General features: G+C 65.2%; 17 protein-coding genes. 8 read left to right on the plus strand and 9 right to left on the minus strand.

Annotated elements, in window-relative coordinates; all coding sequences use genetic code 11:
• Positions 1-249: 249 nt before the first annotated feature.
• Entirely contained in the window at positions 250-1,446 is a 1,197-nt protein-coding gene (locus ACTCB7_RS07060; RefSeq protein WP_463006104.1) for an NnrS family protein, read from the minus strand.
• A 13-nt stretch (positions 1,447-1,459) separates the two neighbouring features.
• Positions 1,460-2,644: an NO-inducible flavohemoprotein gene (hmpA, locus tag ACTCB7_RS07065; RefSeq protein WP_224416242.1), complete on the minus strand. Its 1,185-nt coding sequence runs from the start codon at positions 2,642-2,644 to the stop codon at positions 1,460-1,462.
• A 588-nt stretch (positions 2,645-3,232) separates the two neighbouring features.
• Here hmpA and ACTCB7_RS07070 point away from each other — a divergent pair.
• The gene (locus ACTCB7_RS07070) at positions 3,233-4,288 is read left to right on the plus strand and encodes a tellurite resistance/C4-dicarboxylate transporter family protein (RefSeq protein WP_463006105.1); all 1,056 of its coding nucleotides are present in this window, start codon (positions 3,233-3,235) and stop codon (positions 4,286-4,288) included.
• Between the two features lie 9 nt (positions 4,289-4,297).
• Here the strand turns inward: ACTCB7_RS07070 and ACTCB7_RS07075 are convergent, their stop codons facing one another.
• From ACTCB7_RS07075 to ACTCB7_RS07100, 6 genes are all read right to left on the minus strand, one after another.
• Positions 4,298-5,224 (minus strand): restriction endonuclease, encoded by a 927-nt coding sequence (locus ACTCB7_RS07075; protein WP_463006106.1) that lies wholly within the window; start codon positions 5,222-5,224, stop codon positions 4,298-4,300.
• 109 nt (positions 5,225-5,333) lie between these two features.
• The gene (locus ACTCB7_RS07080) at positions 5,334-8,381 is read right to left on the minus strand and encodes a type III restriction-modification system endonuclease (protein WP_463006107.1); all 3,048 of its coding nucleotides are present in this window, start codon (positions 8,379-8,381) and stop codon (positions 5,334-5,336) included.
• Between the two features lie 88 nt (positions 8,382-8,469).
• Entirely contained in the window at positions 8,470-10,173 is a 1,704-nt protein-coding gene (locus ACTCB7_RS07085; RefSeq protein ID WP_463006108.1) for an RNA-binding domain-containing protein, read from the minus strand.
• A 4-nt stretch (positions 10,174-10,177) separates the two neighbouring features.
• Positions 10,178-12,040: a site-specific DNA-methyltransferase gene (locus tag ACTCB7_RS07090; RefSeq protein ID WP_463006109.1), complete on the minus strand. Its 1,863-nt coding sequence runs from the start codon at positions 12,038-12,040 to the stop codon at positions 10,178-10,180.
• 177 nt (positions 12,041-12,217) lie between these two features.
• Positions 12,218-12,901: a DUF4391 domain-containing protein gene (locus tag ACTCB7_RS07095; RefSeq protein WP_463006110.1), complete on the minus strand. Its 684-nt coding sequence runs from the start codon at positions 12,899-12,901 to the stop codon at positions 12,218-12,220.
• On the minus strand, positions 12,898-16,266 hold the full coding sequence (locus ACTCB7_RS07100; RefSeq protein WP_463006111.1) for a helicase-related protein: 3,369 nt from the start codon (positions 16,264-16,266) through the stop codon (positions 12,898-12,900). The genes ACTCB7_RS07095 and ACTCB7_RS07100 overlap by 4 nt, the downstream gene beginning before the upstream one ends.
• Before the next feature lie 302 nt (positions 16,267-16,568).
• On the opposite strand from ACTCB7_RS07100, the gene ACTCB7_RS07105 reads away from it, so the two are divergent.
• The 7 genes from ACTCB7_RS07105 (at position 16,569) to ACTCB7_RS07135 (ending at position 24,378) form a co-directional block, all read left to right on the plus strand.
• A complete protein-coding gene (locus ACTCB7_RS07105) occupies positions 16,569-18,188 on the plus strand; it encodes a Na+/H+ antiporter (RefSeq protein ID WP_463006112.1) in 1,620 nt (539 codons plus the stop codon).
• Between the two features lie 125 nt (positions 18,189-18,313).
• The gene (locus ACTCB7_RS07110) at positions 18,314-19,420 is read left to right on the plus strand and encodes a histone deacetylase family protein (RefSeq protein WP_463006113.1); all 1,107 of its coding nucleotides are present in this window, start codon (positions 18,314-18,316) and stop codon (positions 19,418-19,420) included.
• A 179-nt stretch (positions 19,421-19,599) separates the two neighbouring features.
• On the plus strand, positions 19,600-20,775 hold the full coding sequence (locus tag ACTCB7_RS07115) for a glycosyltransferase family 9 protein (protein WP_463006114.1): 1,176 nt from the start codon (positions 19,600-19,602) through the stop codon (positions 20,773-20,775).
• Positions 20,776-20,883: 108 nt separating this feature from the next.
• Positions 20,884-21,282: a SirB2 family protein gene (locus ACTCB7_RS07120; RefSeq protein ID WP_463006115.1), complete on the plus strand. Its 399-nt coding sequence runs from the start codon at positions 20,884-20,886 to the stop codon at positions 21,280-21,282.
• A 97-nt stretch (positions 21,283-21,379) separates the two neighbouring features.
• Positions 21,380-21,928, plus strand: coding sequence for a phosphatase PAP2 family protein (locus tag ACTCB7_RS07125; RefSeq protein WP_224420301.1), 549 nt, complete (start codon positions 21,380-21,382; stop codon positions 21,926-21,928).
• 36 nt (positions 21,929-21,964) lie between these two features.
• Positions 21,965-24,022: a bifunctional DedA family/phosphatase PAP2 family protein gene (locus ACTCB7_RS07130; RefSeq protein WP_463006116.1), complete on the plus strand. Its 2,058-nt coding sequence runs from the start codon at positions 21,965-21,967 to the stop codon at positions 24,020-24,022.
• Positions 24,007-24,378 carry a YkvA family protein gene (locus ACTCB7_RS07135; RefSeq protein ID WP_463006117.1) on the plus strand — a complete coding sequence of 124 codons (372 nt, stop codon included), beginning with the start codon at positions 24,007-24,009 and terminating at the stop codon, positions 24,376-24,378. The genes ACTCB7_RS07130 and ACTCB7_RS07135 overlap by 16 nt, the downstream gene beginning before the upstream one ends.
• 26 nt (positions 24,379-24,404) lie before the next feature.
• On the opposite strand, the gene ACTCB7_RS07140 is transcribed toward ACTCB7_RS07135, so the two are convergent.
• Positions 24,405-25,727: an erythromycin esterase family protein gene (locus ACTCB7_RS07140; RefSeq protein WP_463006118.1), complete on the minus strand. Its 1,323-nt coding sequence runs from the start codon at positions 25,725-25,727 to the stop codon at positions 24,405-24,407.
• Between the last annotated feature and the right edge of the window lie 24 nt (positions 25,728-25,751).

The following is a 25,751-nucleotide window of genomic DNA, read 5'->3' on the forward strand; positions in this document are numbered from 1 at the left end:
AAGCTGGCACGCATCGCCTTTTCACTGATGAAGCATGAGACGGGATATCGCCCTCCAAGCCCCATCAAGGCTTGACGGGCAACATAGAATCTCCCACAGCCAGCAACCGTGGCCGTGCCGGTCAGCCTGATGGGCGGTCTTGTGGGAGGGGATTCATCCCCGACAGCGGCGGCCCGGTGGCCGGTTCATCGCGACTGACGTCGCTCCCACGGCCGGGTTCCGGATGAACGAGCTGCCGAGAGATCGCCACTAGCCCGGCGCGCCATCGGCGCGCCGACTCCCCAGCACCGGAACATAGCGCACCAGGTAGAGGGCCAGCGCCAGGCTCCAGGCGAGGATGGCGAGATTCAGCGCCACCGGCAGCGCCTGCGGCCAGAGGGCCGGCAGCAGCGCACGCGCCACACCGGCCAGCAGCATCAGCGCCAGGGCCGTGGCGATGCCGCGCGGCGCGACGAGCGCCCGGCCGGTATGCCCCAGGGCCACGCGCGCCATCATCGCCAGCATCATGCCCCCCATGCCGCCCACGGTCAGGGCGTGGATCGCCAGCGACAGGCTCACGATGTGCCAGGCTGAAAGCGCCCACATCGCCAGGCCCAGGCAGACGAAACCGTAGCTCAGATGCAGGCTCCACAGCAGCGGCTCGCGCCAGCCATGCCAGCCGGCCCAGCGCAGCCCGCGCACGAGGTTGGCGAGCGCCGCCACCCCGGCGACCCCGGCCCACACGCCGTCCGGCACCACGCCACCGACCAGAACCACCAGCTGCAGGCCGACCAGCGCCACGACGCCGCCGATCGCCGCCGCCTCGAGCACCAGCGGGCGGCTCGCCTGGGGGCGGTCGAGACGCCGCGCGGTAAAGAAGGGAATCACCCGGCCGCCGAGGATCACCATCAGCAGCGTGATCAGCAGCACGGCCAGGGACTCGCCGCCGCGCAGCAGGTACGCCGCGCCGCCGTACAGCGCCAGATGCATGGCCAGGTTGGCCACGGCGAGCAGCGCGAGCACCGGCACGAAGACCAGGTTGCGCCACTGGCGCCGGTGAATCACCGGCCGCGCCAGCAGCACCGCGGCCAGCGGCAGGAAGGCCACGTCGAGCGTCGCCACGCCCGCCGCCGGCAGCCCGCCGGGAAAAGCGATCGCCAGCCGCGCCGCCAGCCAGAGGACGGCGAGCCCCAGCAGCGGCCAGCCGGAGAGGCCCGGCCGGCCGGTCCAGTTCTGCACCGCGGTGAGCAGGAAGCCCACCACCACCGCCGCGGCAAAGCCGAACAGCATCTCGTGCGGGTGCCACCACATCAGGCCGCCGTAGGGGGCGAGCCATACGTGACCGTTCCACACCCCGCCCCACACCAGCATCGCCAGCAGGCCGAAGGCCGCGGCGAGCAGGAAGAAGGGACGAAACGCCAGCCGCCACAGCGGCATGCGGCGCGCCAGGACAGACGAGTCGTGCATCGGGCGCTCCCGGTCAGCCGGCCTGCAGCGGCCGCGAGGGGCCGAAGTGTTCGTAGTGGCGCCGCTCGCCGGGCACGCCCAGGCTGTCCAGGGCGTGATCGACGGCGGTCATGAAGCCCTGCGGCCCCACGAAGTAGCACTCCGGTTCGCCCTCGGGCAGATAACGCGCCAGCAGCTCGCGATTGACGCGGCCGATGTGGTCGGCCCTGTCGTCGTCCTCGCGGCCCCGCTCGTAGAGCGTCACCGAGGTCAGGTGGTCGGCATGCTCGCGGGCCAGGGCCGCCAGCTCGTCGGCGAAGGCGTGGTGGGCGCGCTCCTGGGCGGCGTGCAGGTAGACCACCCGGCGCCCCTGCTCCAGCGCCCGGCAGGCCATGGGCAGCATCGGCGTCTGCCCCACCCCGCCGCTGATCAGCATCACCGGCGTCGAGGCCTCGTCGAGCGTCAGCTGCCCCGAGGGCTGCAGCAGCTCCAGCGTGTCGCCGACGGCCAGGCGGTCATGGAAGTACTCGCTGACCCGGCCGCCCGTCTCGCGCTTGATCGAGATCCGGTAAGTCTTGCCGTTGGGCGTGCCGGACAGGCTGTAGTGACGATAGACGGGCTCGCCGTCGATGCTCAGCTTGACGCCGATGAACTGCCCCGGCTCGAAATCCGCCACCGGCCCGCCGTCGACCGGCTCGAGCACGAAGGAGCGGATGACCCGGCTCTCCTGACGCGTCTCGGCGATGCGGAAGGTGCGCGTGCCCTGCCAGCCGCCGGGACGCGCGGCGAACTCATGGTAGGCTTCCGCCTCCAGATCGATCAGCAGGTCGGCCAGCTCCTGATAGAGCGCGCCCCAGGCATCGGCGATCTCGGGGGTCACGGCATCGCCCAGCACCTCGCCGATGGCCGCCATCAGGCATTCGCCGACGATCGGGTACTGGTCGGGCTGAATCCCCAGCGAGACGTGCTTGCTGACCACCGTGGCCAGCACCTCGCGGGCCTTGTCCGGTTCCTTGCGCATCTGCACGTAGGCCAGCACCGCGCTGGCCAGCACCCGGGGCTGGCCGCCGTCGGCCTGGTGGGTCTGATTGAACAGCGGAACGACCTCCGGGTAACGCTCGAACATCAGCGGATAAAAACGTTTCGTGATCGCGTCGAGATGCTCGGCCACCACGGGAGCGGTTGCCTCGATCAGGCTTTCCTGCTGGTCCGTCAACATGTTGAACCCCTTTGATGTTTCGATTGGTCAGGCATGAGCCTGATTACAGGTGTAGCAACCCATGTGCCCGCCTTCAAAACGGTCGCCCGGATGCGGCACTTTGTCGCGAAACGCCTCCAACTAACTGATTTATAAACCATTCAACAATGCCCTTGGGACCTGCCGGCGATTTCGCGGCGATGCCTCCGTGCCGGGACGGTCAAGATGACAGTCTTTTTGCTGTCTTATTGACACTTCTGTCAGGATGACACCCCCTTGGCCGGACCTTGACCCGCACGGCGTTCGCCAGTATCACCAGGCAATTCACGCCAATCGGCAGCAGTGCATAACGCCAGACTGGTTCGTGCCGGCTCTCGAACGGGGCGACCGGGAGATCGTGCCCTGGGCACCGGTGTTCGGCTGCCCCGTCCACCCGGCCTATTCACGCGACAAGGCACCACCTCGGCGCGAGCAATCGCTGTCTACGTGGCGAATCAGCAGCGCCGATGGAGCAGGCTTGACCACCCCAGACCGGCCCCTGTTCGGCGGGGTTAACGGTGGCGTCGACGCCACCGGCAGCTTTCGCAATTCCGCAGAGATCTCACCGACATGACAAGACCCGCCATACGAATCGATCGCGCCGCCGCCGACTTCTTTCCCGGCTACTTTGCCGTCGCCATGGCCACCGGCGCGCTCTCGATCGCGGCGCATCTTCTGCAGATCGAGGCGATAGCGCGGGCCTTTTTCTACATCAATGTTGCGGCCTATCTGGTGCTTTTCGGCCTGCTTCTCGTCCGCATCATTCGGCATCCTCATCGCCTGGTCGCCGACATGCACTCGCATTCGCGGGGCCCGGGATTTTTCACCCTGATTCCCGGCACCTGCATCCTCGGCGCCCAGATGCAGCTCATCGCCCACTCGCCCCCCATGGCCGACATGCTTCTCGGCCTCGGCATGCTGTCATGGCTGGTCGTGATGTACTGGTTCTTCATCGCCGTCATCGTGCACCCCAGAAAGCCCAGCCTGCGCAACGGCATCAACGGTTCCTGGCTGCTCGCGTCCGTGGCGACCCACTCGCTGGCCATCCTGTGCACGCTGATCGAGTGGCCGGAGGCGTGGCGAACACTCGCCCTGCTGGCCGCCCTGTGCCTGTTCCTGGTCGGCTGCATGCTCTATCTGGTGATCATCCCCATCATCTTCTACCGCCTGACCTTCGTGGCCCTCGACGTGACGCTGCTCTCGCCCCCCTACTGGATCAACATGGGCGCCATGGCCATCGCCACCCTGTCGGGCGCCGGGCTCATGCTCACCCTGCCCCACGTGCCGTCGTTGAGCGACTTTCTGCCGTTCATCAGGGGCATCACGCTGTTCATGTGGGCATCGGCCACCTGGTGGATCCCGCTGCTGCTGGGCCTGTCGGCCTGGCGCTACCTGATCGCGCGCCATCCCCTGCGTTACGACCCCCAGTACTGGAGCATCGTCTTCCCGATCGCCATGTACACCGCCGCCACCGCGCGCCTGGGCGAGGCGCTGGCGATGCCGGCGCTGCTCGTGCTGCCCCATCTTTCCCTCTGGGCCGCGCTCGCCGTGTGGATCGGCACGGCCATCGGCATGCTGACGGCACGCAGAAATCAGCGTGCCCAGGGCAGCCCGTCGAACGACTGAACGACGCTCTTAAAGCAACACAGGGGCATCGGAAAGCCCCAGCCGGCTTCGTGTCGCAACAGACAGGTGCTGGCAATGCTCGAAGAGCCAGTCTGCAAAATCATCGCCATCCATGATCTGAATGCCATCCTTCTCGGCCAAGGCCTCGACACCCTCGTCGACAATGGCTGTCGTGATCAGCCAGCGCTGGGCATCATCCTCATCGATTGCCGCAAGCTGGCGAACACCATGATCGTCCGTCACTCCCTTGTGATGCTTTACCTGGATAAGGAGCTTCGAGGGGTTGAACCGATCCTTTCGGTAAGCTTCGATGTCGGCATCGGCAATACCTTCATAGTGACGCTTGCTGGGTCGATGAACGTCATACCCTTCTAGTTTCAAAAGCTCCATCACCAGCATTTCCAGCCCATTTCCACCCCCGGAAAGGAAAGTGCTGCCCTGCTGTATGCGCTTCAGGAGCGACTTCTTGAAGGCCTCGACTGCTTCGCCGTTTTCGGCCTCATGCTGCCCGCTTATATCGCTGAAGCCACCAGCTTCGAGACGGGCATAGAGCGTTTCCAGCTCATCCGAAAACTCATCCAGCGATGCGACGGCTATGCGTATTTTCAGACGCGTTTCAAGGGCGGTAGAAAGATCGTCACGAGGGATACGCTTGACCGTACCGTCCTCTCCGCGTAAAAACCTCACTCCGACCCGATTTTCCCCGTAGGCGATATCCTGCGCAAAGCTCTTCTCCCCGGTGGCTCGGGCAAGCAGTATGGCGCGAGCCACCGGGACCACTATCAGGTCATCGGCGCAAATATTGAAGAAGCGCCGAATCTGATTGCCCTTCCTGCCGATCTCGATTCCCCGGTCATGGAAAGATGCCATCAGGGACTCTGCAGACGAGTGCTCCGAGAAGTTCATTTGCGACCAGCCATAACCCACCTGGTCCATTCTCGTCAGCTCAAGCGGGCTTCTCACCAATATCACTCTGGGCACAGCACTGTCCTTTCTTGATTGCAGTATGGCGCCAGGCCACCAGAGGCCTGGCATTGCTCCTTCCTCAACGCACCAGGTCCATCAGCTTGTCGTAGGAATCCACCACATCGTACTTCACCTTCGCCGTGGCGATGGTGTCGAAGAACGCCGTGGCACACTTGATCTTGGCCTGCTCGATTTCACGCAGCTCCAGCGATGACATGCTGCCCTTGGTCTCGGCCACGAAGTAGACGTGCTTGACGGCATTCTCGTTGAAAGCGATGGCCCAGTCGGGGTTGTAGTTGCCCACCGGGGTCGGGATGAAGAAGCTTTTCGGCAGCTTGGCGTAGACGACCACTTCCTTGCCGGTATCGAGTTCTTCGACGAAGTCCCGTTCGATCCTGGAGTCTGTCACCACGTAGTCGAAGACATGGCGCTTGGCCTTGTAGGCCCGATCCAGCTGGTTCTCCGACTTCTCGATGGTGAAGATTTCCTGGCTGTGCTGCTCGTTGATGGGGTCGTAGCTGATGTGCTTAACCACCATGGTGGCCTTCTGCTCGTTGATCAGCCTGGCGGCCTGGGCCATGAAGTCCTCGGGATTCATCTGATACTGCTTGAAGGTTCTGGGCTGGATCTTGGAGAGAATCGCCGCGATGGTACGCCGCGTCAGCTGTGTGGCCTCGGCCAGACGGCCGATCAGATCGTACTGGACCGCCGAATGCAGCGAGCCGTCATGCTTGACCCGCTCGCTCTCGTTGACGGTGAAGGCCTGCCCGCTGGTCAGGTCCTGGTAGCTGGCTTCCGCCTTCTGGGTGCCACGTTCCACCTGGTATTCCAGGCGCTTAACGCTGAGCTTCAGATCCAGGTAGCCCACGCATTTCTCGATCAGCTCATTGGAATCGAAGCTGACCGAGTACGCCGCCTTGCGGTTGATGCGCTCCCAGAGCTCCTGAAATTCCTTCTTGTGGAAGTTGTCGTTGAGCGGGTTCCGCTTGGCCTTGCGGCCGTCATCAATGTGCGGCAGCTGGGCGTTGCTGAAGACGCTGTCGATCAGCTGGAAGACCTGCTGTGCATGGGGCTGCAGCGTCTCCGGCAGCTCGGCAAGGGTGCCGTCCTCCTTGGCCTGGTGGTAAGCCTCGGTGATGTGGTCGGCGCTATCCGTGTAGTCGTTCTTGAGCAGGTAACGGTAGATCTCCTTGGCCATGGCGGGCGTGACCTCTACTTCCCCCTCATCCGACACAAGGAGCTTGCCGGTGAAGTAGGCCTCGTCGGCGACCCGCGGACGCTCGGAGAGCTCGTTGCTGATGTCGCGCTGCAAGGCGGTGACAAAGTCCTTGTAGCTCTCGCTGGCAACCACCGTCAGCTCGTTGATGTCGTGCACCGTCAGCGGGTCGTCCATGCGCTCGCCGAGCTGGTTGACCGCCAGGCGCAGGCCGCGCCCCACCTCCTGGCGCCGGGAGATGGTGTTGTCGCTGTGCTTCAGCGTGCAGATGACGAACACGTTGGGGTTGTCCCAGCCCTCCCGCAGGGCGGAGTGGGAGAAGATGAAGCGCGTGGGCTCCTCGAAGGAAAGCAGGCGCTCCTTGTCCTTCAGGATCAGATCGTAGGCATCGACATCGTCCGTCTCGGTCGAGCGTGCCTTGGTCTTGGGGTCGACGAGGCGCTTGGACTTCTTGTCGATGGAGAAGTAGCCGTTGTGAGTGTCCGAGACGTCGATGCCCTTCAGGTAACGGTTGTACGCGCTGTCTTCCAGGGTCAGCACCTGGTTGAGCTGGTGGTTGTACTCTTCCTCGAAGATCCGGGCGTATTCGCCCAGCACCTCACCACCCTCATCGTACTGGCGGTACTTGGCCACCTCGTCGATGAAGAACAGCGTGAGCACCTTGACCCCCTGGGAGAACAGCCGCTGTTCCTTCTTGAAGTGCGCCTTGACCGCCTCGCGAATCTGGATCCGGCGCAGCGCCTGCTCGGTGACATCGACGGTCACCTCCCCGGCAGTGAGCTCGACACCGTTGGTGAAGCTGAGCTGATCGACCCGCGCGTCGATCTCCGAGACGACGAACCCCTTGTACTGATCCAGCCCATCCGAGAGCTCATACAGGTTGTCGCCCTTGCCGAGCTTGCGGCGCTTGCGCTTCACGCCGCCGGCCGACTTCACTTCGTACTCGATCCAGGCCACCGGGGGCTTGTTCCTGGCTGTCTCGATATTTTCCAGGTAGAGGTAGGCATCGGTGCCGGTGAGGCCCTTGGTGGTGACACCATGCACCGAGATCTTCTTCACCAGCTTCTGGTTGTAGGCGTCCAGGGCATCCAGGCGGTGAATCTTGTTGTAGGTCGTCTTGTGGGTCGCCGAATAGCGCACGATGAACAGCGGGTTGAACTCGCTCAGTGAGCTGAGCGTCTTGCCCCCTTCCATCTTCTGCGGCTCATCGAGGAACAGGATCGGCCGGTTGGCCTTGATGACGTCGATGGGGCGGCGCGACTGGAAATCGTCCAGCTCATCGTAGATGCGGCGGTTGTCGGCACCACGGGAGTTGAAGGCCTGCACGTTGATGACCATCACGCTGATGCCGGCATCCGAGGAGAAGCTTTCCAGGTTGTGCAGCTGCTTCGAGTTGTAGATGAAGAAGCGCGCCTTCTCCCCGTAGCTCTCCAGGAAATGGTCGGCGGTGATCTGCAGCGACTTGTAGACCCCCTCGCGGATGGCAATGCTGGGCACCACCACGATGAACTTGCTCCAGCCGTAGCGCTGCTTCAGCTCGAACATGCTCTTCAGATAGACGTAGGTCTTGCCGGTGCCGGTCTCCATCTCCACGTCCAGGTTGTAGGGGCAGCCGGTCTTGTCATCCTTCTTCAGGCCGTCGGAGAGCGGCAGGTTCTGGCGGCGCTGCACGGTCCGGATATTGTTCAGCAGATCCAGCTCCGTCAGCTCCAGCGCGGCGTTCTTGAAGCCGGCGTCGTCGGGGTCTGGCGAGGCGTAGAGGTCACGCTGCAGCGGCTGCGCCAGGGGGGCTGCCTCGCCCGGATCGATGCGATAGCGGATACCACTACTGAAGGGCTGGCCGGCAAAGCAGTCCGCCAGTGCCTCGACGGCCCGCGTCTGGTATTCCTGGGTCTTGAACTTGAGCTTCATAGCAACCCTCTGTGACCTTCTCTCTGCACGCTCTCTGCAAGAAAGCAACCGCAGGGAAATATAAACCTTTGATTTTCAAAAAATAACGTCATTTTCTCTCTGCACGTCTCTGCTGATCACCTTGCACGGTCTCTGCAAGACGCCAGCGGGGAGCCGTGTCAGAGCCCTTGTTGACGATGACGCCCTGGCGCCGGAGCTTTGTCAGCAAATTGCTGATTTTATTGTATTTTTGTTTGTATGTAAGGGCATCACTCAGCTTGTCCAGCAACAGCGCGTTGATATCCGAGCGGTTCGCCTGACCGAACTTTTCGAGATAATCCTTCAGCAATTTTGCATAGAACTCATCGTCCTGAGCACGGGTGCGGATATATTCGGCTTTGCTGGCCGTGGCTCCCGCCACGCTGGCGGAGACGTGGTAGTTAGGCTTGCGCCCTTCGATCAGGCCGGCCCGTTTGAGGCGAGCCACCGCATCATCGGCGATCGGCAGCTTCTTCTGGATGCGATCCAATGCCAGCACATCGACAAGAGACAAGTCCGTCTTCTGAATCAACAGGCGACTGTACGCGGAGTCGACCACGCCACCGTAGATACCAAGTCTGACGGCGCCTGGCTCGCTCAGATCATAGTCAGGCAGGGGGAGATAACGCCGGGCCTGGCGGGAATACATGTCGTGAATGCCGTAGCCCATGGTATCGATCATGTTGAGCTCGGCCATGGCCTGGGTCAGAAAGGGGTTACGGTAGCGTTTCGGGACCCGGTGCCCTTCCAGGTAATCACCGGGCTCACCCTCGAAAAAGCTGCCTTCATTGTCGAAGACCAGCCGGTCGGATTGCTCGACCACCACCACACGCGCATTGCGGCTGTAGTCCTGATGAGCGATGCAATTATGCAACGCTTCCAGCACGATTTTCTGGTCGTACTTGGAGACTTCGATAGGTAATAGCTCGTCCTGAGGCAGCAGCCGCAACTGGATATTGCGGATACGCTGGTACAACTGCGTCGTGGCCAGCAGAAACGGCGGGCCGAAGTGCTGGTAGGCCCGCTCCGGCCCCTCCAGCTTCCAGGTCAGTTGAGCGGGATGCGGGGATAGCAGCGGCGCCGCCTCCTCCTTGCCGAGCAGCAGGAGGGCCGCACGGGTCACCTTGCCGTCCAGGGTCAGCTTGGCGCGGTCCAGGAATGTGGCCAGCGGCCACCCCATCACCTCGCCGGGCTCGAAGCGGTTGGCGTACTTCTTGGCGAAGGACTCGCGGGCCTTGCTGACCGCCTCGGGGTCGAGATGGTCGAGCGTGGCATTCGTCACCAGTTGCACGGACCAGTCGGTGGCGTCGGTCTGTCGCCGGATCGCATCCTGCTTGTCCAGGCCCAAGCCGGTCAGACTCTCCCCGGCGCGGGCGTAGTAATGCCCCAGCCAGGCGATGGGCATGCCCATCGGCGCGGGCGGAATCTCGAACAGCAGCACTCGGCCCTCCGGCGTTTCCAGCTCGTGAATGTCACGGAAGGTGATGCTGGGCTCGGTGCCGTCGGCGATCTGCATCTTGAGCTTGTCGAGTTCGCCAGGGGCTTGGCGGTACTCGGAGCCCAGGATGCGCCGGGTCTTGTCATCGATGCCAAAGACCAGCCAGGCGCTTTCGCAGGCACGCAGATTCGCCTCGTTGGCCAGCGCCGAGAGGTACTTGCCGAGATCCGAGGTGGAGAAGCCCTTGCCACCGCGTTTGAACTCGACCACCTCGCTCTCCCAGCGCTCGATAAGGGAGTGCAGCAACTGCTTCAGCGCCTGCTCGTCCATGCTCATGGGCCTAGATCACCTTGACGTCGGTATTGGGCGACTTCTGGGCGAAGATCTGCTCGACGTTGATCTTGACGCTGTCGCTGGCAAAGCCGGCATCGCGGAACACCACACGCAGCGGCTCGTACTCGGCGAGCTGTTTGACGAATGCCTCGTCGATATCGAGGTCGAAGCAGGCGGCCAGGGCCATATGCTTCTCGGCTCCATCGACGAAGAAGACGGTTTTTCCATCAAGCTCCTGGCGGGAGATGGGCAGGGAAAGGTCTACGCCCCAGTCAAGCAGGACCTGGAAGAGTAGATCTTCTGGCGTGCGGTCCTTCTTGATGTTATCCACAAGCCCTGTCAACCCAGGCTGGCTCACGGCGTCGGGTGAATAAAAAACATCTTCCAGGTTCGCCGTATCAACATGGAAATACCGGAAACCGACATCGAGACGGGTTTCGCCTTCGCCCACTTTCCTGCCAGCGGCCATGATACGTTGCCTGCTGACTTCCGCGATATTCCGGTAGCCCTGCCCAAAGGCTTCTTCCGACTCATCAATCCTTTCCGGGATCTGGACCATAATGAACCTTCTGGAACCACCATCCTCACGATTCAGATCCATGACGGCGTGTGCTGTGGTTGATGAGCCCGCGAAAAAATCAAGGACAATATCATTGTCTCGCGTCGATATCTGCAGCAACCTTTTCACGAGCAGGGAGGGCTTAGGGTAGTCAAAAAGGGCACCAACACCCAGCAGCGATGAAAGCTCCTTCTTTGCCAGTGCGGAGTCCCCAGCAAACGTTCTGCTGAAGAGCGTGATCGGCACAAGACCATCCTGAACATCCGACAAGTATCGCTTCACCATGGGCATGGCGTCGCCCTCGCCCCAGATGACCTCGTTGTTCCTGACCTTCTGCTTCCAGCTGTCCTCACTGAATGCCCAGTATCTATCGCATGGCCGCCTGATCAAAGTGCCATCCGGCTTTTCGATGAAATAATCAGCAGAATAGTAGTTATGTGCCGTTATTGGATCGGGCTTCCAGGGCCCCTTCGGGTCATCATCCGGGTTCCGGTAAGCATCGGTATTGTCCCTGGGAACAAGCTTCCTGTCCCACTTCGCCTTTTCCTTCGCAAAGCAGACGATATAGTCATGGCTCACCGAGAAGTACTTGCTCGAATTTTTCCTTGTATGGACCTTCTCCCACACGATGGTGGCGATAAAGTTGGCTTCCCCGAATACCTCGGCAGCCACCTTCTTCAAATTCTCGTACTCGCAGTCATTGATGGCGATGAAAATGCAGCCATTCTCCTTGAGGAGATTCCTTGCCAGGCGAAGCCGGGAATACATCATGCTCAGCCAGTCGGAGTGAAACCGGCCATTGGATTCGGCATTGACAACCAGCCGGCTGCCATCGCTCGAAGACTGGCTGGACCTCGCCTGATACGATGCCAGGTCTTCGAAAAACTCGTCCCGGTAAACAAAATCGCTCCCGGTATTATAAGGCGGGTCGATAAAGATGACCTTTACCTTGTTCAGGTGACTTTCCTGGAGTAGCTTCAAAGCATCCAGGTTGTCGCCCTCGATAAAGACATTCCCGGTCGACTCGAAATCAACGCTTCGTTCTCTGGATGGGCGAAGCGCCTTGGATATCGGCGCATTGGCCGCCAGCAGGGCTTCTCGCTTCCCGGGCCAGTCCAGTCGATACCGTTCCTGAGGCCCCTCGACGATATGGTCGGAGAGCTCCTGGCGCAGCTGATCGAAGTCGATGGCTTGTTTTACCCGCCCCTGCTCATCGCGCGCTTCGGTGACGCAGCTGGGGAACAGCTCGGCCAGCTTGGCAATGTTGGCCTCGGTCAGGTTGGGCGAGTGCATCTTCAGCTTGTCCATCATGTCGCGTGTCTCCAGACCTCTGTGGGAACCTTTGCAAAACGACTGCGCTCGTCATTTCGCGTCCCGGCGGTGCTCGAAATACTCATGTACTGAAGTACATTCCGCTTTCTGTGCGCCGGCGAAACACGAACTGAACGTCGCTCGCCACGTTTTCCAAGGGCTCCCAACGGGTCGTGATCAGGTGTCGTAGTCGGCAATTGCATAATCAGCCAACCTCTGGCGGATCGAGCGCAGCTCGGCGTTGATCTCGACCTTGCGGTTGAACTGTTTCGTGCTGCGCAGGCGCTTTTCGAGGGTAGCCGCGTCCTTCCTGAGAGCTTCCAGGGCCCTCAAGCGCTCCAACTGCTCCGGCAGGGCTTCGCCCTGCCCCGCCGGTTCGGGAAGCAGGCTGCGCAGCAGCTGCTGGTAGAGCTGCTTCAGGTCGATGGCCGTGGGCAGCTGCTGCCGAGGCGTCTCGGCTGGCAACCAGTCACTGCTGGCGTAATGGTCATCCAGCACCCATTTGCTGGGGTCGGCCTGGCTGGGCCGCTTGTAGGCGGCGGTGACACGGATGCCGCGGGTGCCGTGGAGCTCGAACAGGATCGGAAAGGGAATGGCGCGGTCGATGGCCCGCAGCACGTCTCGGTGCAGATCATCGCCCTTGAGGGTGATCACGAAGACCTGCAGCTCCGGTACGTCATCGGTGCCAGGCAGATTGAGCGTGCTATGGGCCAGCTTGGCATGCCAGGTGATCTGGGCGACGTCATCCCGCAGACGCTCCCTGAGGGTGGCGGTGGCCCGCACATGCGCCAGGATGCGCTGCTTGGCCACCACTCGACCGAGCATTGTCTTGGCGGGGTACTGGTAGAGCGGTACCGTCATGGTGCTTTACTCTCGCTATCCCTGCTGGCCACATGGCGCTCCGTACCTGTGTCTATGGTCGAGCCCGCGTCACGAATGACGATAAAGGTGATCAGTTCGAAGTCGTTTAACCCTTCGATGGTATCGACAAGTGCCGTGGTCTCGCCGCCGCTGAACAGGCTGTCGATATCCCTGTCTTCCTTCACCTCGATCATCGAGCGGATGGCCTGATCCAGTAGCGCCGAGTAGGCGTGCATCTCCCGGCCATCCTGGGTCTCCTCGTTGAAGTGCCGATAGACGGCTTCGACAGGCTCGCCCAGCCCCTTGCATGCGGTGCGGGCCAGATCCAGCAAGCGCTTGACCTCGGTGTAGTCGCTGATTACTTCGCCGGTGTGGCTTATGTAGACCAGGTAGAAAGGGTGCAGGCGGTTCTGCTGCTGCAGGCCACTCCCTTGGTGCCCTACCTGCTGATTGAGATTGCGCAGGGTGAAGATGACCCCGGGCTGCAGGCCCCTCTCGGGGCGGGCTGGCACCACGGTATGCAGCCCATTGGGAATACGGCTCAGGTCGCCGTTCTCCTTCATATAGCCCAGCAGGTCCATGCGGAATTCATTAAGGCCCAGGTCGGTGATCGACACGCCGGACTTGAGGTCTTCCATCTCCACCACTTCATCCTGCAGCCGGCGCAGTTGCTCGCGCCGGTAGGCGACGTCGTTGGACTGGGCATTGAGCACGTTGTCGTCGCCGGTGGCGGTGACGTCGGCAATCACCATGCGGTTCTCGACGCGCTCCTTGAGGTTGATGTACTCGTCCAGGCTGATATCCGGCCAGTAGTTGACCAGCTGGATGCTGGCGTTGGGCGAGCCGATGCGGTCGATACGCCCGAAACGCTGGATGATGCGCACCGGGTTCCAGTGGATGTCGTAGTTGATCAGGGTGTCGCAGTCCTGCAGGTTCTGGCCTTCCGAGATGCAGTCGGTCCCGATCAGGATATCCAGCTCACGGGGTTCACCGGGGTACACCATGGCCTTGCTCTTGGCCTGTGGGGCGAACAGCGTCAACAGGCCCTGGAAGTCGTAGTGCTGGCGACTATTGGGCATGGCGCCGAGGGTGGATTTCGGGGTGTCGCTGCCGGTTACCAGGCCGGTGTATACGCCCTGGTTCTCCAGCAGGTTTGGTGCCAGGTTGTCGTAGAGGTACTTGGCGGTATCCGCGAAGGCGGTGAAGATCAGCACCTTGCGGTTACCGGGGTTGATCGGCGAGGCCAGCTTGCCGGCGATCTGGGTCTTCAGGTGCTGCAGCTTGGCATCGTCGGCCGGGGTGACCTTGTCCATTTCCTCCAGCAGCAGCTCGATCCACACCAGGTCATTGCCCAGGTCATGCTCCCAGGACGGCAGGTCCATGTCCGCCAGGCTGATCTGGACCTTCTTGCCCACCGTGGCATCGCCCGGCATGGGGATGCTGTCGTCGTCGGGTCCGGAATCCTCGAAGGACGCGGCGATGTCCGCGAAGCTCTCGGCGCGCCCGGTCCGCTTGAAGGCCGCGATCTTGTCCAGGATGGTCTGGTAGCTATCCTGCAGCCCCTCCAGGGTCAGGCGAAACGCCGCCACCGAGCTCTCCAGACGCTTGAGCAGGTTGGTGGTCATCAAGGCCTGCAGGCTCCTCTCCCGGTCCACCTGCTTGAAGCTGGACCTCCCGCTGTACACCTCGGTGTCGTACATCGCCTCGTACTTCTTGAGGCGACTGGGCAGGATGTAGCTGATCGGGGCGTAGACGGAGAGCTTGAGCTGGGAGAGCTGCTGGAAGATCTCGTTGAAGCCGATCACATCGGTTCGGTGAGTGAGCGGACAGTGAAACGACAGCGGCTTGCGGCGCTCCGGGAAGCTGCCGATATCGCGGGTATCGTAGAAGGTTTCGATATGCCGACGTGAACGGGCGATGGTGACGCTGTCCAGCAGCTCGAAGAAGTCGAAGTCCAGCGCCTGCAGGATGGCCCCCGTGGTGCGCTTCTCGGGCGGAAGCGCCGACCACTCGTTGAAGGTGGCCTGGGCGCGCCGGAAGATGCCCTCGATGTCCTGGGCGCCGCTGAGATGGCGTGTCAGGTTCTCGGCCTCGCCCTCGTAGGCCAGCGCCAGCTGGTTCTTCAGGTCGGTGAAGCGGTTGTTGACCGGCGTGGCCGAGAGCATCAGCACCTTGGTCTTCACGCCCGCCCGGATCACCTGGTTCATCAGCTTCTGGTAGCGCGTCTCGCGGTCCTTGTAGACGTCGTTGTTGCGGAAATTGTGCGACTCGTCGATCACCACCAGGTCGTAGTTGCCCCAGTTGACGCGATCCAGCGGCATGCCGAAGGATTCCCCACGGGTGCGCTGCAGGTCGGTATGGCAGAGCACGTCGTAATTCAGGCGGTCCTGGGCCAGCACGTTGGTGGTCAGGTTGCGGTTGTAGGTCAACCAGTTGTCGGCGAGCTTCTTGGGGCACAGTACCAGCACGGAGCGGTTGCGCAGCTCGTAGTACTTGATGACCGCCAGGGCGGTGAACGTCTTCCCGAGGCCCACGCTGTCGGCCAGGATGCAACCGTTATAGGTCTCCAGCTTGTTGATCACGCCAGTGGCCGCGTCGCGCTGGAAGTTGAACAGCTTCTGCCAGATGACGCTGTCCTGGTAGCCGGTGCGGTCGTTGGGCAGCACATCCTCGCTGATGTCTTCCAGGAACTCGTGGAAGATGTGGTAGAGCATCAGGAAGTAGATCCGCTCCGGCGGGTTCTCCCGGTAGACCGAGGCGATATGCTCGCGCAGCCGTTCGGTCACATCCTCGAGCTTCTCTTCGTCCTGCCACAGCTGGTCGAAGAGGGCCATGAACCGAGAGGTGTGGCCCGGCTCGCTGAAGCGGGTGACGAAATTGGAGACCGCGTTGCCCTGCTGGTAGCCCAGATCCACCGCCGTGAAGCCCTGCAACGGCATATAGACCGTATCGCCGCCTGAGGCCGCGACGCCGGCGAAGGGCTGCATGGCGGCCTGACCACGGTTGGAGCGGAAGCTGGCCTTACGGCGCATCCAATCGGCGCACTCACGAGCAATGGCCCGCTGGGTCAGCTGATTCTTGAGCTGGATCTCGAACTCGCTGCCGTGGACGCTGCGCTCGCGCTTCACCTTGGGGATGTGAAACTCCCGGTGCTCCTTGCGGAACTTGTCGCTGGCCTGGTCCGGGACGAAGGTGGGCGAGGTAAAGATGAACTCGACAGCGTCCAGCGCCTCCAGCTCGTCCTTGAGTGCCTCGTAGGCGAAAATCGAGAAGCAGGAGGCCGCGATCTTGAGGCGGGCGCCAGGCCGCAGGGTGTCCTTCAGATCGTCGCCGAGCAGCCGGTTGACATTGTCGATGATCTCCATGATGCGGCCCCCTGCCGTTTCCTGGCCGCCTCTTCTGTGACGGTCTCGTCATTCTTTGCTGAGCGAAGCCCCAAAGTTTATATCAAGGAATTGGCATCACGAAGCGTCGCGGTTCGACCGCCGGGCACCGGCTGTCGCCCGTCTCCCCTACCGGGTACGCCCCCACTTGACCCAGATCAAGCCAGCGCCAATCGCCGTGGCCCCGGCTCGCCCTTTCCCCTGCCCGGGTCAAGTTCCGGCAACCGTATCTGCCCTAGAGTGCGCGTCACACGCTTTCCGCCCTTCTGGATTTCCGCCCCGCCATGGACATCCTCAATCTGATCTTCCTGTTGACGCTGGCGGTCGCCGCCAGCCGTCCGCTCGCCAATCTCATGCCCCTGCCACTGCCGATCCTGCAGATTCTGCTGGGCAGCGTACTGGCCCTGCCGCCGCTGGGCATGACGGTGGAGCTGGACCCGGAGATCTTCATGATGCTGTTCATTCCGCCGCTGCTGTTCTACGACGGCTGGAAGATCCCCAAGAAGGAGTTCACCGAGTACGGCGGCCAGATCGCCGCCATGTCGTTGCTGTTGGTGCTGCTCACGGTGGCCGTGGTCGGCTACGTCATCCACTGGCTGCTGCCGACGATTCCCATGGCCGCCAGCTTCGCCCTGGCGGCGATCCTCTCGCCCACCGATGCGCTGGCGGTGATCGCCATCGCCCAGGGTCGCCTGCCGCGCCACATGGCGCACCAGCTCGAGGGCGAGGCGATGATGAACGACGCCACCGGCCTGGTGTCGTTCAAGTTCGCCATCGCCGCCGCCGTCACCGGCAGCTTCTCGCTGCTCTCGGTATCGGGGGAGTTCCTGGTGGTGGCGCTGGGCGGGCTGCTGATCGGTGGCGGGCTGAGCTGGCTGGTGGGCAAGTTCAAGCAGTGGATGACCGCGCGCCACCTCTATGACCCGGCGACCTACGTGGTCACCATCCTGCTGCTGCCGTTCGCGGCGTTCTTCCTCGCCGAGCACGCCGGCATGTCGGGCATTCTCTCCGCGGTGGCCGCGGGCATGGTGCAGAGCCGCGTCGACATGCTGCCGGTCAAGACCAGCACGCGCATCCTCAACCGCAGCCTCTGGGAGATGCTCGACTTCTGCTTCAACGGCGCGGTCTTTTTGCTGCTGGGCCTGCAGTTCCCGGGCATCGTCGAGCGCGTCTGGGCCACCGGCGGGCCGCATGACCTGGGTATCGCCACGCTGAGCGGCTATGCCCTGGCGCTGATGGGCGTGCTGCTGGTGATCCGCTTCGCCTTCGTCTACGCCTACCACTGGGCCGAGGAGCGCCTCCTCCGGCTGCGCGGCAAGACCGCCGAGAACCCGCCGCGCCTGCTGGTCACGGCGCTCAGTTCGGTGGCCGGCGTGCGCGGGGCGATCACCCTGGCGGGCGTGCTCTCGGTGCCGCTGCTGATCGACGGCGCGCCCTTCCCCGGCCGCGACCTGATGATCTTCCTCGCCGCGGCGGTGATCATCCTGTCGCTGGTGATCGGCGCGCTGGGCGTGCCCTACTTCATGCGCTTCCTGTCGCTCGACGACCTGGCCCAGCACGAGCGCGAGCTGATCCGCGCCCGCCAGGCGGCCACCCGCTCCGCGCTCGAGTGGCTGGAACAGCGTGCGGCGAGCCCCGCCGGCGAGGAGGCCGAGCTGCATCGCTCGACCGCCGCGCACCTCATCGAGGCCTATCGCCAGGAGCTTCAGGCGATGGCCCTGGAACGCGACGAGCGAGCCGACCAGGCACGCCAGCGCCACGCCCTGGAGACCGAGCTGCGCCGCCAGGCGATTGCCGTGCAGCGCCAGGAGCTCTACCGGCTGCGCAAGCGCCGCCATATCGACGAGCCGATGCTGCAGACGCTGATCCGCGAGCTCGACTACGAGGAAGCCTCCCTGTCGTGAACCCGGTGGCGGCGGGCTCGCCCGTCGCCACCGCGCGTCACGAGGCGCCCGGATGCGCCGGGGTGGGCTATGGTTGTCAGTGACGACTCCGAAACGAACAGCGTTCGACATCCCGGGAGGCCCTCGTGACCGCGCCAGACATGCCAGTCATCGTGTTCTATGACGAACGGGTTCTCACCCACCAGCCCGACGGCAACGTCCCGCTGCTCTCCTCGCGCCTGGATCGCCACCTGCGCCAGATCCTCTCGGGCCTCGCCGTCACCTGGCAGTACCCGGAGCACCCGGGGCGGCTGACCGCCATCAAGCACCTGCTGGACAGCGAGCCGATCGCCGGGGTGGTGTTCGAGACCGGGCAGAGCGCCACCCGCGAGCAGCTCTGCCGGGTGCATACCTCCTCCTACGTCGCCAACATCCTCGAGCTGCGCGGCAAGAGCGCCTGGCTGGATGTCGACACCACCGCGGTCTCGCCGGGCAGCGCCGAGGCCGCCGAGGTGGCCGCCGGCACCGCCATCGCCGCGGTGGAGGCCGTGGTCGCGGGGCGCGCGTCGAGCGCCTTCGCCCTGGTTCGCCCGCCCGGCCATCACGCCGAGCCGGTGCGCGCCCGCGGCTTCTGCCTGTTCAACAACGTGGCGGTGGCCGCCGCCCACGCCCGGGCGGAACTGGGCTGCGAACGGGTGATGATCGTCGACTGGGACGCCCATCACGGCAACGGCACCCAGGAGATCTTCTGGGCCGACCCCAGCGTGCTGTTCTTCGATCTTCATCGCGCCCCGCCCTACTTCCCCGGCTCCGGCCGGCTCGAGGAGGTCGGCGTGGGGCTCGGCGAGGGCACCACGGTCAACGTGCCGCTGCCCGCCGGCGCCGGGGACGCCGCCTTCCTCAAGGCCTTCGACGAGATCCTCGCGCCCGCCGCCGAGTGGTTCCGGCCCGACCTGATCCTGGTCTCGGCGGGCTTCGATCCGCACTGGAACGACCTGGCCCTGAACGTCACCTACGAGGGCTTCGGCGCCATGACCGCCCGGCTGCAGGCGCTGGCCCGACGCCACTGCGAGGGGCGCCTGGCCTTCGTGCTGGAAGGCGGCTACAACCTGGTCTCGCTGCCGCGCGGCGTGCATGCCGTGCTCGAGGTGCTCGCCGGCGGCGAGCCGCCGGTGCCGGGCATCAGCGGCGTCGCCGAGGTCGCCGCCGCCGCGGCCTATCACCGCGATGCCTTCACCCCGCCCGAGGAGTGACGCCCCGTACTTGCCGCGCCAGACCAGAATTGTCACCATGGCGGGCCCTTGCCCGCCGAAATCCTGGCCGCCTCGCGTCTGTAAGCCATCGTTTCGCCGTGCAGCAAAACGAAATCATTAAGCAACCGTTAAGGTACTCTCTCGATAGTGCCTACATCCCGTTTTGCGAGTGGCTCACCATGTTCCTGCTGACCCGCCTACGCCGTCACACCGCCATGCGCCAGCTGGGCAAGCGCCTGGAAAAGCGCGCCAAGGCCTGGCTCTATCGCCTGCTCAGCGCCTCGTCCGACGCGACCCCGGCGACGCCGCAGACCCTGGAAGGCGTCCGGCGGGTGCTGCTGGTGCGCCCCAACTTCCGCATCGGCAATGCCCTGATCAGCGCCCGGCTGATCCAGGCGCTGGCCGCGGGGCGCCCCGACCTCGAGATCGACTACCTGGCCACCGACACCACCGTCTCCCTGTTCGCGGGCATGCCACTGACTCACTGTCACGCCCTCGGCCGGGACATGCTGGCCCGACCCTGGAAACTCGCCGCGCTGTGGCGCACGCTGCGCCGGCGCCGCTACGACCTGGCCATCCAGGTGGCGGACACCTCCCTGACCGGGCGACTCTGCCTGAAGGCCGCCGGTGCCCGACGTACCCTGGGCGCCGATTCGCGCCTGGCCGGGCTCTACGATCAGGTCTACCGCCTGCCGCCCGGCCACAATCACGTCTACGACGTGGCGGCGGCCATCGCGCGCACCCTGGGACTGGCGTGCGAGGCGCGACCCTGGATGACGATCTCGGATGCCGAGCGTACCCGGGCGACGACCGGGCTCCGGCAACTGGCCGACGAGCCGTTCGAGGTCGGCGTGTTCGTGGGTGGGCACCTGGACAAGCGTCTACCGCTGGATTTCTGGCTGGCGCTGTGCGACGAACTCAATGCACGCGGCCGGCGCTTCATGGTGCTGATCGGCCCGGAAGAAACCGCGATGCGCCCGGCCCTGGAAGCCCACCGCGGCCCCCATGGCTGCGTGGCGCCCGCCATGGGGCTACGCGACTTCGCCGCCACCCTGGCGCAGCTGCCGCGCCTGATCACCCCGGACACCGGCCCCATGCACATGGCGGTCGCGCTCGACGTGCCCGTGACCGCCGTGCTCAACACCGCGCTCTCCCGCAAGTTCGCGCCTCGTGGCGGGGCCGACCGGGTGCTGCTGTCGCCCTCCCCGGCGCAGGTCGTGGCCACGCTCGACGGCACGGCGCCGCATGCGCCCAAACTCCAGGGCATGACCTTCACGCGCATATCGCGGAAGGCCGACGAGCCATCGACCAGGATGGCAGTGCGCCGCGCTCCGGCGGCGTGGACGGCGCGATAGCGCGAATAGCGAACAGGTGACGTGATGCGGGCGGTGCGCGCTCGGGTCGCAGGCCGTCGCCCCGAGGGCGGCGTATCATCCGATCCGGTCGGCAAACGAACCCTGCTCATGGATTATCTGCTTCTCAAGCACCTGCACATCGCCGCGGCCACGCTCAGCGTGACGCTGTTCCTGCTGCGCGCCGCCTGGTCGGCGAGCCAGTCCCCGGCGCGCCAGCGGCGCTGGGTCAGGGTGATGCCGCACGTCATCGACACGCTGCTGCTGCTCTCGGGGGGCACGCTGATGGTCACGCTGCGGACCTGGCCGAGCGAGACCCCCTGGCTGACGGCCAAGCTGATCGCCCTGGCGGGCTACATCGGGCTGGGCAGCCTGGCCATCCGCCGTGGGCGCACGCCGATCATCCGCGCCGTGGCGGCGCTGGCCGCGCTGGCGGTCTTCCTGTACATCGCGGGAGCGGCCGTCATGCACGATCCGTACTCCTGGCTGGCCGGGCTGTCGCCGGGCTGACAACCGACGCGGGGCATCAGGAAGGCGGCGCTTAAGCCGACCTTAAGGCATTGCGGTCAGCGTAGCGGCACAGTCATCGCCGTCACCGGAGTCGCCCGTGTCACCCGATATCGCCCTGCTGCATGCCATCAACGGCCTGGCCGGCCAGTTTCCCGCCCTCGATACCCTGATGATCGCCGTCACCCGATTCGGCGTGCCGCTGATGGTGCTGGCCGTGGTGCCGCTGTGGTGGGCCCGCTCGCAGCGCGACCGGGCGCGTCATCTGGCGGCCTCGGCGGGCCTGGCGTTTCTCGGCGGGCTGGCGCTCAACCAGCTGGTCCTGCTGTTCGTGCAGCGCGCCCGCCCCTACACCGAGGGCCTGTCGCATCTGCTGATCGCGCCGAGCGCGGACCCGTCGTTTCCCTCCGACCATGCCACCGCCGTCACCGCCATCGCCGCGACCTTCCTGCTGCAACGCCGCTTCCGCGCCGGCGGCGCCTTCGCGCTGGCCGCCCTGCTGGTGATGCTCTCGCGCGTCTACGTCGGCACCCACTACCCGAGCGACGTCCTCGGCGGGCTGGTGACGGGCAGTCTGGCGGCGCTGGTGGTCAGGGGGCTCTATACTCGCGAGGGCTGGCTCAACCGCCGTCTGGTGCGCCTGCTGTAAACTGCCCCCAAACTCCCCGGCCGGAGCCGCTACCCGATGCTGGAATCCCTCGTCACCGACATCACGCAACTGTCGGCGCAGCACAGTGCCATCGCCTATGCCATCGTGGGCCTGTCCGCCATGGCGGAGGCGCTGCCGGTCGCCGGCACCCTGGTGCCGGGCTCGATGCTGATCGTCGGCATCAGTGCCCTGGTCAGCACCGGGTCGCTGGGCACCGTGCCGTTGATCCTCGCCGCCCTGGCGGGCGCGATCGCCGGCGACGGCGTCTCCTTCTGGCTCGGTTACCGCTACGAGGCGCGCATCGCCGGCGTCTGGCCGCTGAGCCGCTATCCGCAATGGGTGGGGCGGGCCGAGGCGTTCTTCCGACGCCACGGCGGCAAGGGCGTGTTCCTGGCGCGCTTCGTGCAGGGCCCCCGCGCCTTCGTGCCGCTGGCGGCGGGCATGAGCGGCATGCCGCCGGGGCGCTTCTATGTCGTCAACATCGCCTCGGCGATCGTCTGGGCTTCCACCCACGTGCTGGCCGGGGTACTGCTCGGCGAGTCGCTTCACGTGGTCGCCCAGGTCGCCGGGCGCCTGGTGCTGCTGCTGGTGCTGGTGGCGCTGCTGGTCTGGCTCGTCGTCTGGCTGACCCGCCGCGTGGTGCTGACTCACGGGCTTCAGGCATTGCAGGCCGGCATGACGCGCCTGGAAGACTGGTGTGCACCCCGGGCGACGACGGCGCAGCGCGGCGTGGCGCGTCTGCTGGCCACCGTGCAGGGCGAGGGGCTGATGCTGACCCTCGCCATTGCGGTGCTTCTGGGTTGCCTGTGGATATTCCTGGGCCTCCTCGAGGACCTGCTCACCGGCGACCCCCTGGTGCAGGCCAACCAGGCGGTCTTCCATGCCCTGCAGGCCCTGCGCACCCACTGGGGCGACACCCTGATGCTGGCGATCACCGAGCTGGGCGACGGCATCGTGACCACCACCCTCACCATCACGGTCGCCGCCTGGCTGCTGCTCCGCCGTGCCTGGCCCAGCGCCCTCTACTGGCTGGCCGCGGTGGGCGGCGCGGCGCTGTTCACGCCGCTGATCAAGGCACTGGTCCACTGGCCGCGCCCCACCGCCGGGCTCTACAGCGGCTGGGAGGCCTTCTCGTTTCCCAGCGGTCACGCCACCATCAATACCGTGATATACGGCTTCCTGGCGTATCTCGTCGCCCGTGCCCTGCCCGTCCGGCGGCGCGGCTGGGTGGTCGGTGCCGCGGCCCTGGTGGTGACCCTGATCGCCGTCTCGCGCCTGTATCTGGGTGCCCACTGGCTGGCCGACGTCAGCGCCGGCATGGCCATCGGCACCGCCTGGGTGATCCTGCTGGCGATCAGCCACCAGCGCCGTCACGCCCCGCTTCGCGAGGCCCGCGGGCTGTCGCTGGTGGTCCTGCTGACCCTGGCCGTGGTCTGGCCCTATCACCTGCATGGGCAGCTGGCCGCCGATCGCGAGCGTTACGTGCCCCACCCCACAATGCAGCAGCTGGCCTGGCAGGACTGGTCGCAGGCGGCCTATCAACAGCTGCCGACGCGGCGCATCGACCTGGGCGGTGAAGGCGAGGAGCCGATGGTCCTGCAATGGGCAGGGGATCTGGCGAGCCTGCGACAACGCCTCAGCGCCGCCGGCTGGCAGGTCGACGTGCCCTGGACGCCGGTCAGCACCCTGCACTGGCTGAGCCCCGGCCATGCCGCCGCGGGCCTGCCGACGCTGCCGCGCCTCAACGACGGCCAGCCCTCCACCCTGCGCGCCACGCGCCCGATCGCCGGACAGACGGGCCGCCGCCTGGTCCTGCATGTCTGGTCCACGGACTTCACCCTGACCGGCACCTGCCGGGCCACGCCCCAGCCGCTGTGGGTCGGTTCGCTGCGGATCCAGCAGCGCCGCGACCTGCTCGGGCTGCTGGCCGTGGAACACGACGTCTCCGGCGTCACCGACACGCCGGCCCTGCTGAGGCAGGCGCTGCAGGGCTCGGCATCGGACGCAGACACACGCCTTGCAACCCCGTCCGCCGACACGCCGCTGCTGCTGGCCACCCCCGCAAGCCTGGCCCCGCCATGTGGCAACAACTGAAGGCCTGGGCCGGCGCCCTCAAGCGCGAGGTCGCCGCCCTCTACCTGGCGACGCGCGACCCACGCACCCCGGCGGCGGCCCGCTGGCTGGCCCTGGCGGTGATCGCCTACGCGCTGTCGCCCATCGACCTGATCCCCGATTTCATTCCCGTGCTGGGCTATCTGGACGACCTGCTGCTGCTGCCACTGGGGATCTGGCTGTGCCTGCGGCTGATCCCCGATACGGTCATGCAGGACTGCCGCCGGCAGGCGGCGGCGCGCCCACCCGCGGCGCTGGGCCGGCGTGGCGCGATTCTGGTAGTCGTAGTCTACGTCGCGCTGGTCGCGGCCGTCGTCGGGTGGTGGCTCACGCCCTGACAGGGCGTCCCTGACAGGGCGTACCGTCACACGCCGAAGGGGTAGGTCTCGGGCATGCCCTCCCGGTGCCAGGGCCCGCTGCGGTCGAGCGGGTCGACGGCGGTGGTCTCGTCGAGGTGGAACAGCGCATCGAACTGGGCCGGCAGCGAGGCTCGGAAGTAGTGGCTGCCGCGCTCCGTCTCGGGCCGGTAGATCACGCCGATCGCCCGCTCCAGCAGCCGTGAGCGCAGCGGCTCGGCCCGCTCGCCGGTGAGCGGCAGGTAGAAACGGTCCAGGCCGCTGTCGTGGAACAGCCGCTCGTAGCTGTCCGGGCGCGACGGCCGCACCCAGCGATGCTCCACCGGGGCCTCCCAGTCCCGCGCCGCCGCGACGTAGCCGGTGTGGGTGGTGAAGCCCACCGACAGCACCCGCCGCGCGCCGAAGCGCTGGCGCACCAGCTGGCCCACGTTGTGCTGCGAGCGCGCCCAGCCCATCTCGGTGCCCCGCGCATCGCCGACGTGCGAGTTGTGCGCCCAGACCACGATCCGCCCCTGGCCGCCCTGACGGCGCAGGTGGTCGTGCAGCTCGGCCAGGGTCTCGGCCATGTGGCTGTCGCGCAGATTCCAGGTGTCCACCCGGCTGCCGAACATGCCCCGGTAGTAGGCCTCGGCATTGACCACCACCCGCGCATTCTGCTCGGCGTGGAACTGGGCATCCGCTGCCCGACGACCGTCGGCGCGCAGGTATTGCTCGCTCCGGCGCACCAGCTCGGTCAGCAGCGCCACGGCATCGGCCTCGCAGGAGGGGCTCAGCCCGAAGGCCGCCTGGCGCCCGTAATGGAAGGGATCACCATGGTGGTCGAGGCAGGCATAGCCGCGACGGGCGAGCTCGGCCTGCTCGGGGTCGATGCGGGTCAGGTAGGCGATCACCGCCTCGGCCGAGCGATGCAGGCTGTAGAGATCCAGGCCGTGGAAGCCGACCCGATCGGCCTCGGGCCGGGCGGCGTTGTGGTTGCGCAACCAGGTGATGAACTCGAGCATGACGTCGTTGCGCCACATCCACTGGGGAAAGCGCTGGAAGTCGTCGAAGGCGCTGGCCAGGGTATCGTCGCTCTCGCCGCGGGCGAAGCGGTCGAGCCGCCACGCATCGGGCCAGTCGGCCTCGACCAGCACCGCCTCGAAGCCGCATTCCTCGATCAGGCGTCGGGTGATGGCATCGCGCAGGGCGTAGAACTCCGCCGTGCCGTGGGAGGCCTCGCCGAGCAACACGAACGGCCGCTCGCCCACCGCCTCGAGCAGGGCGTCGTAGTCGCTGTCGCGCTCGTCGAGGCGGCGGCCCAGCTGGCGGACACAGGAAAGCGGCGTCGTCATGATCGGACCCTCCCGAATACCATC

Source organism: Modicisalibacter sp., from assembly GCF_055145905.1.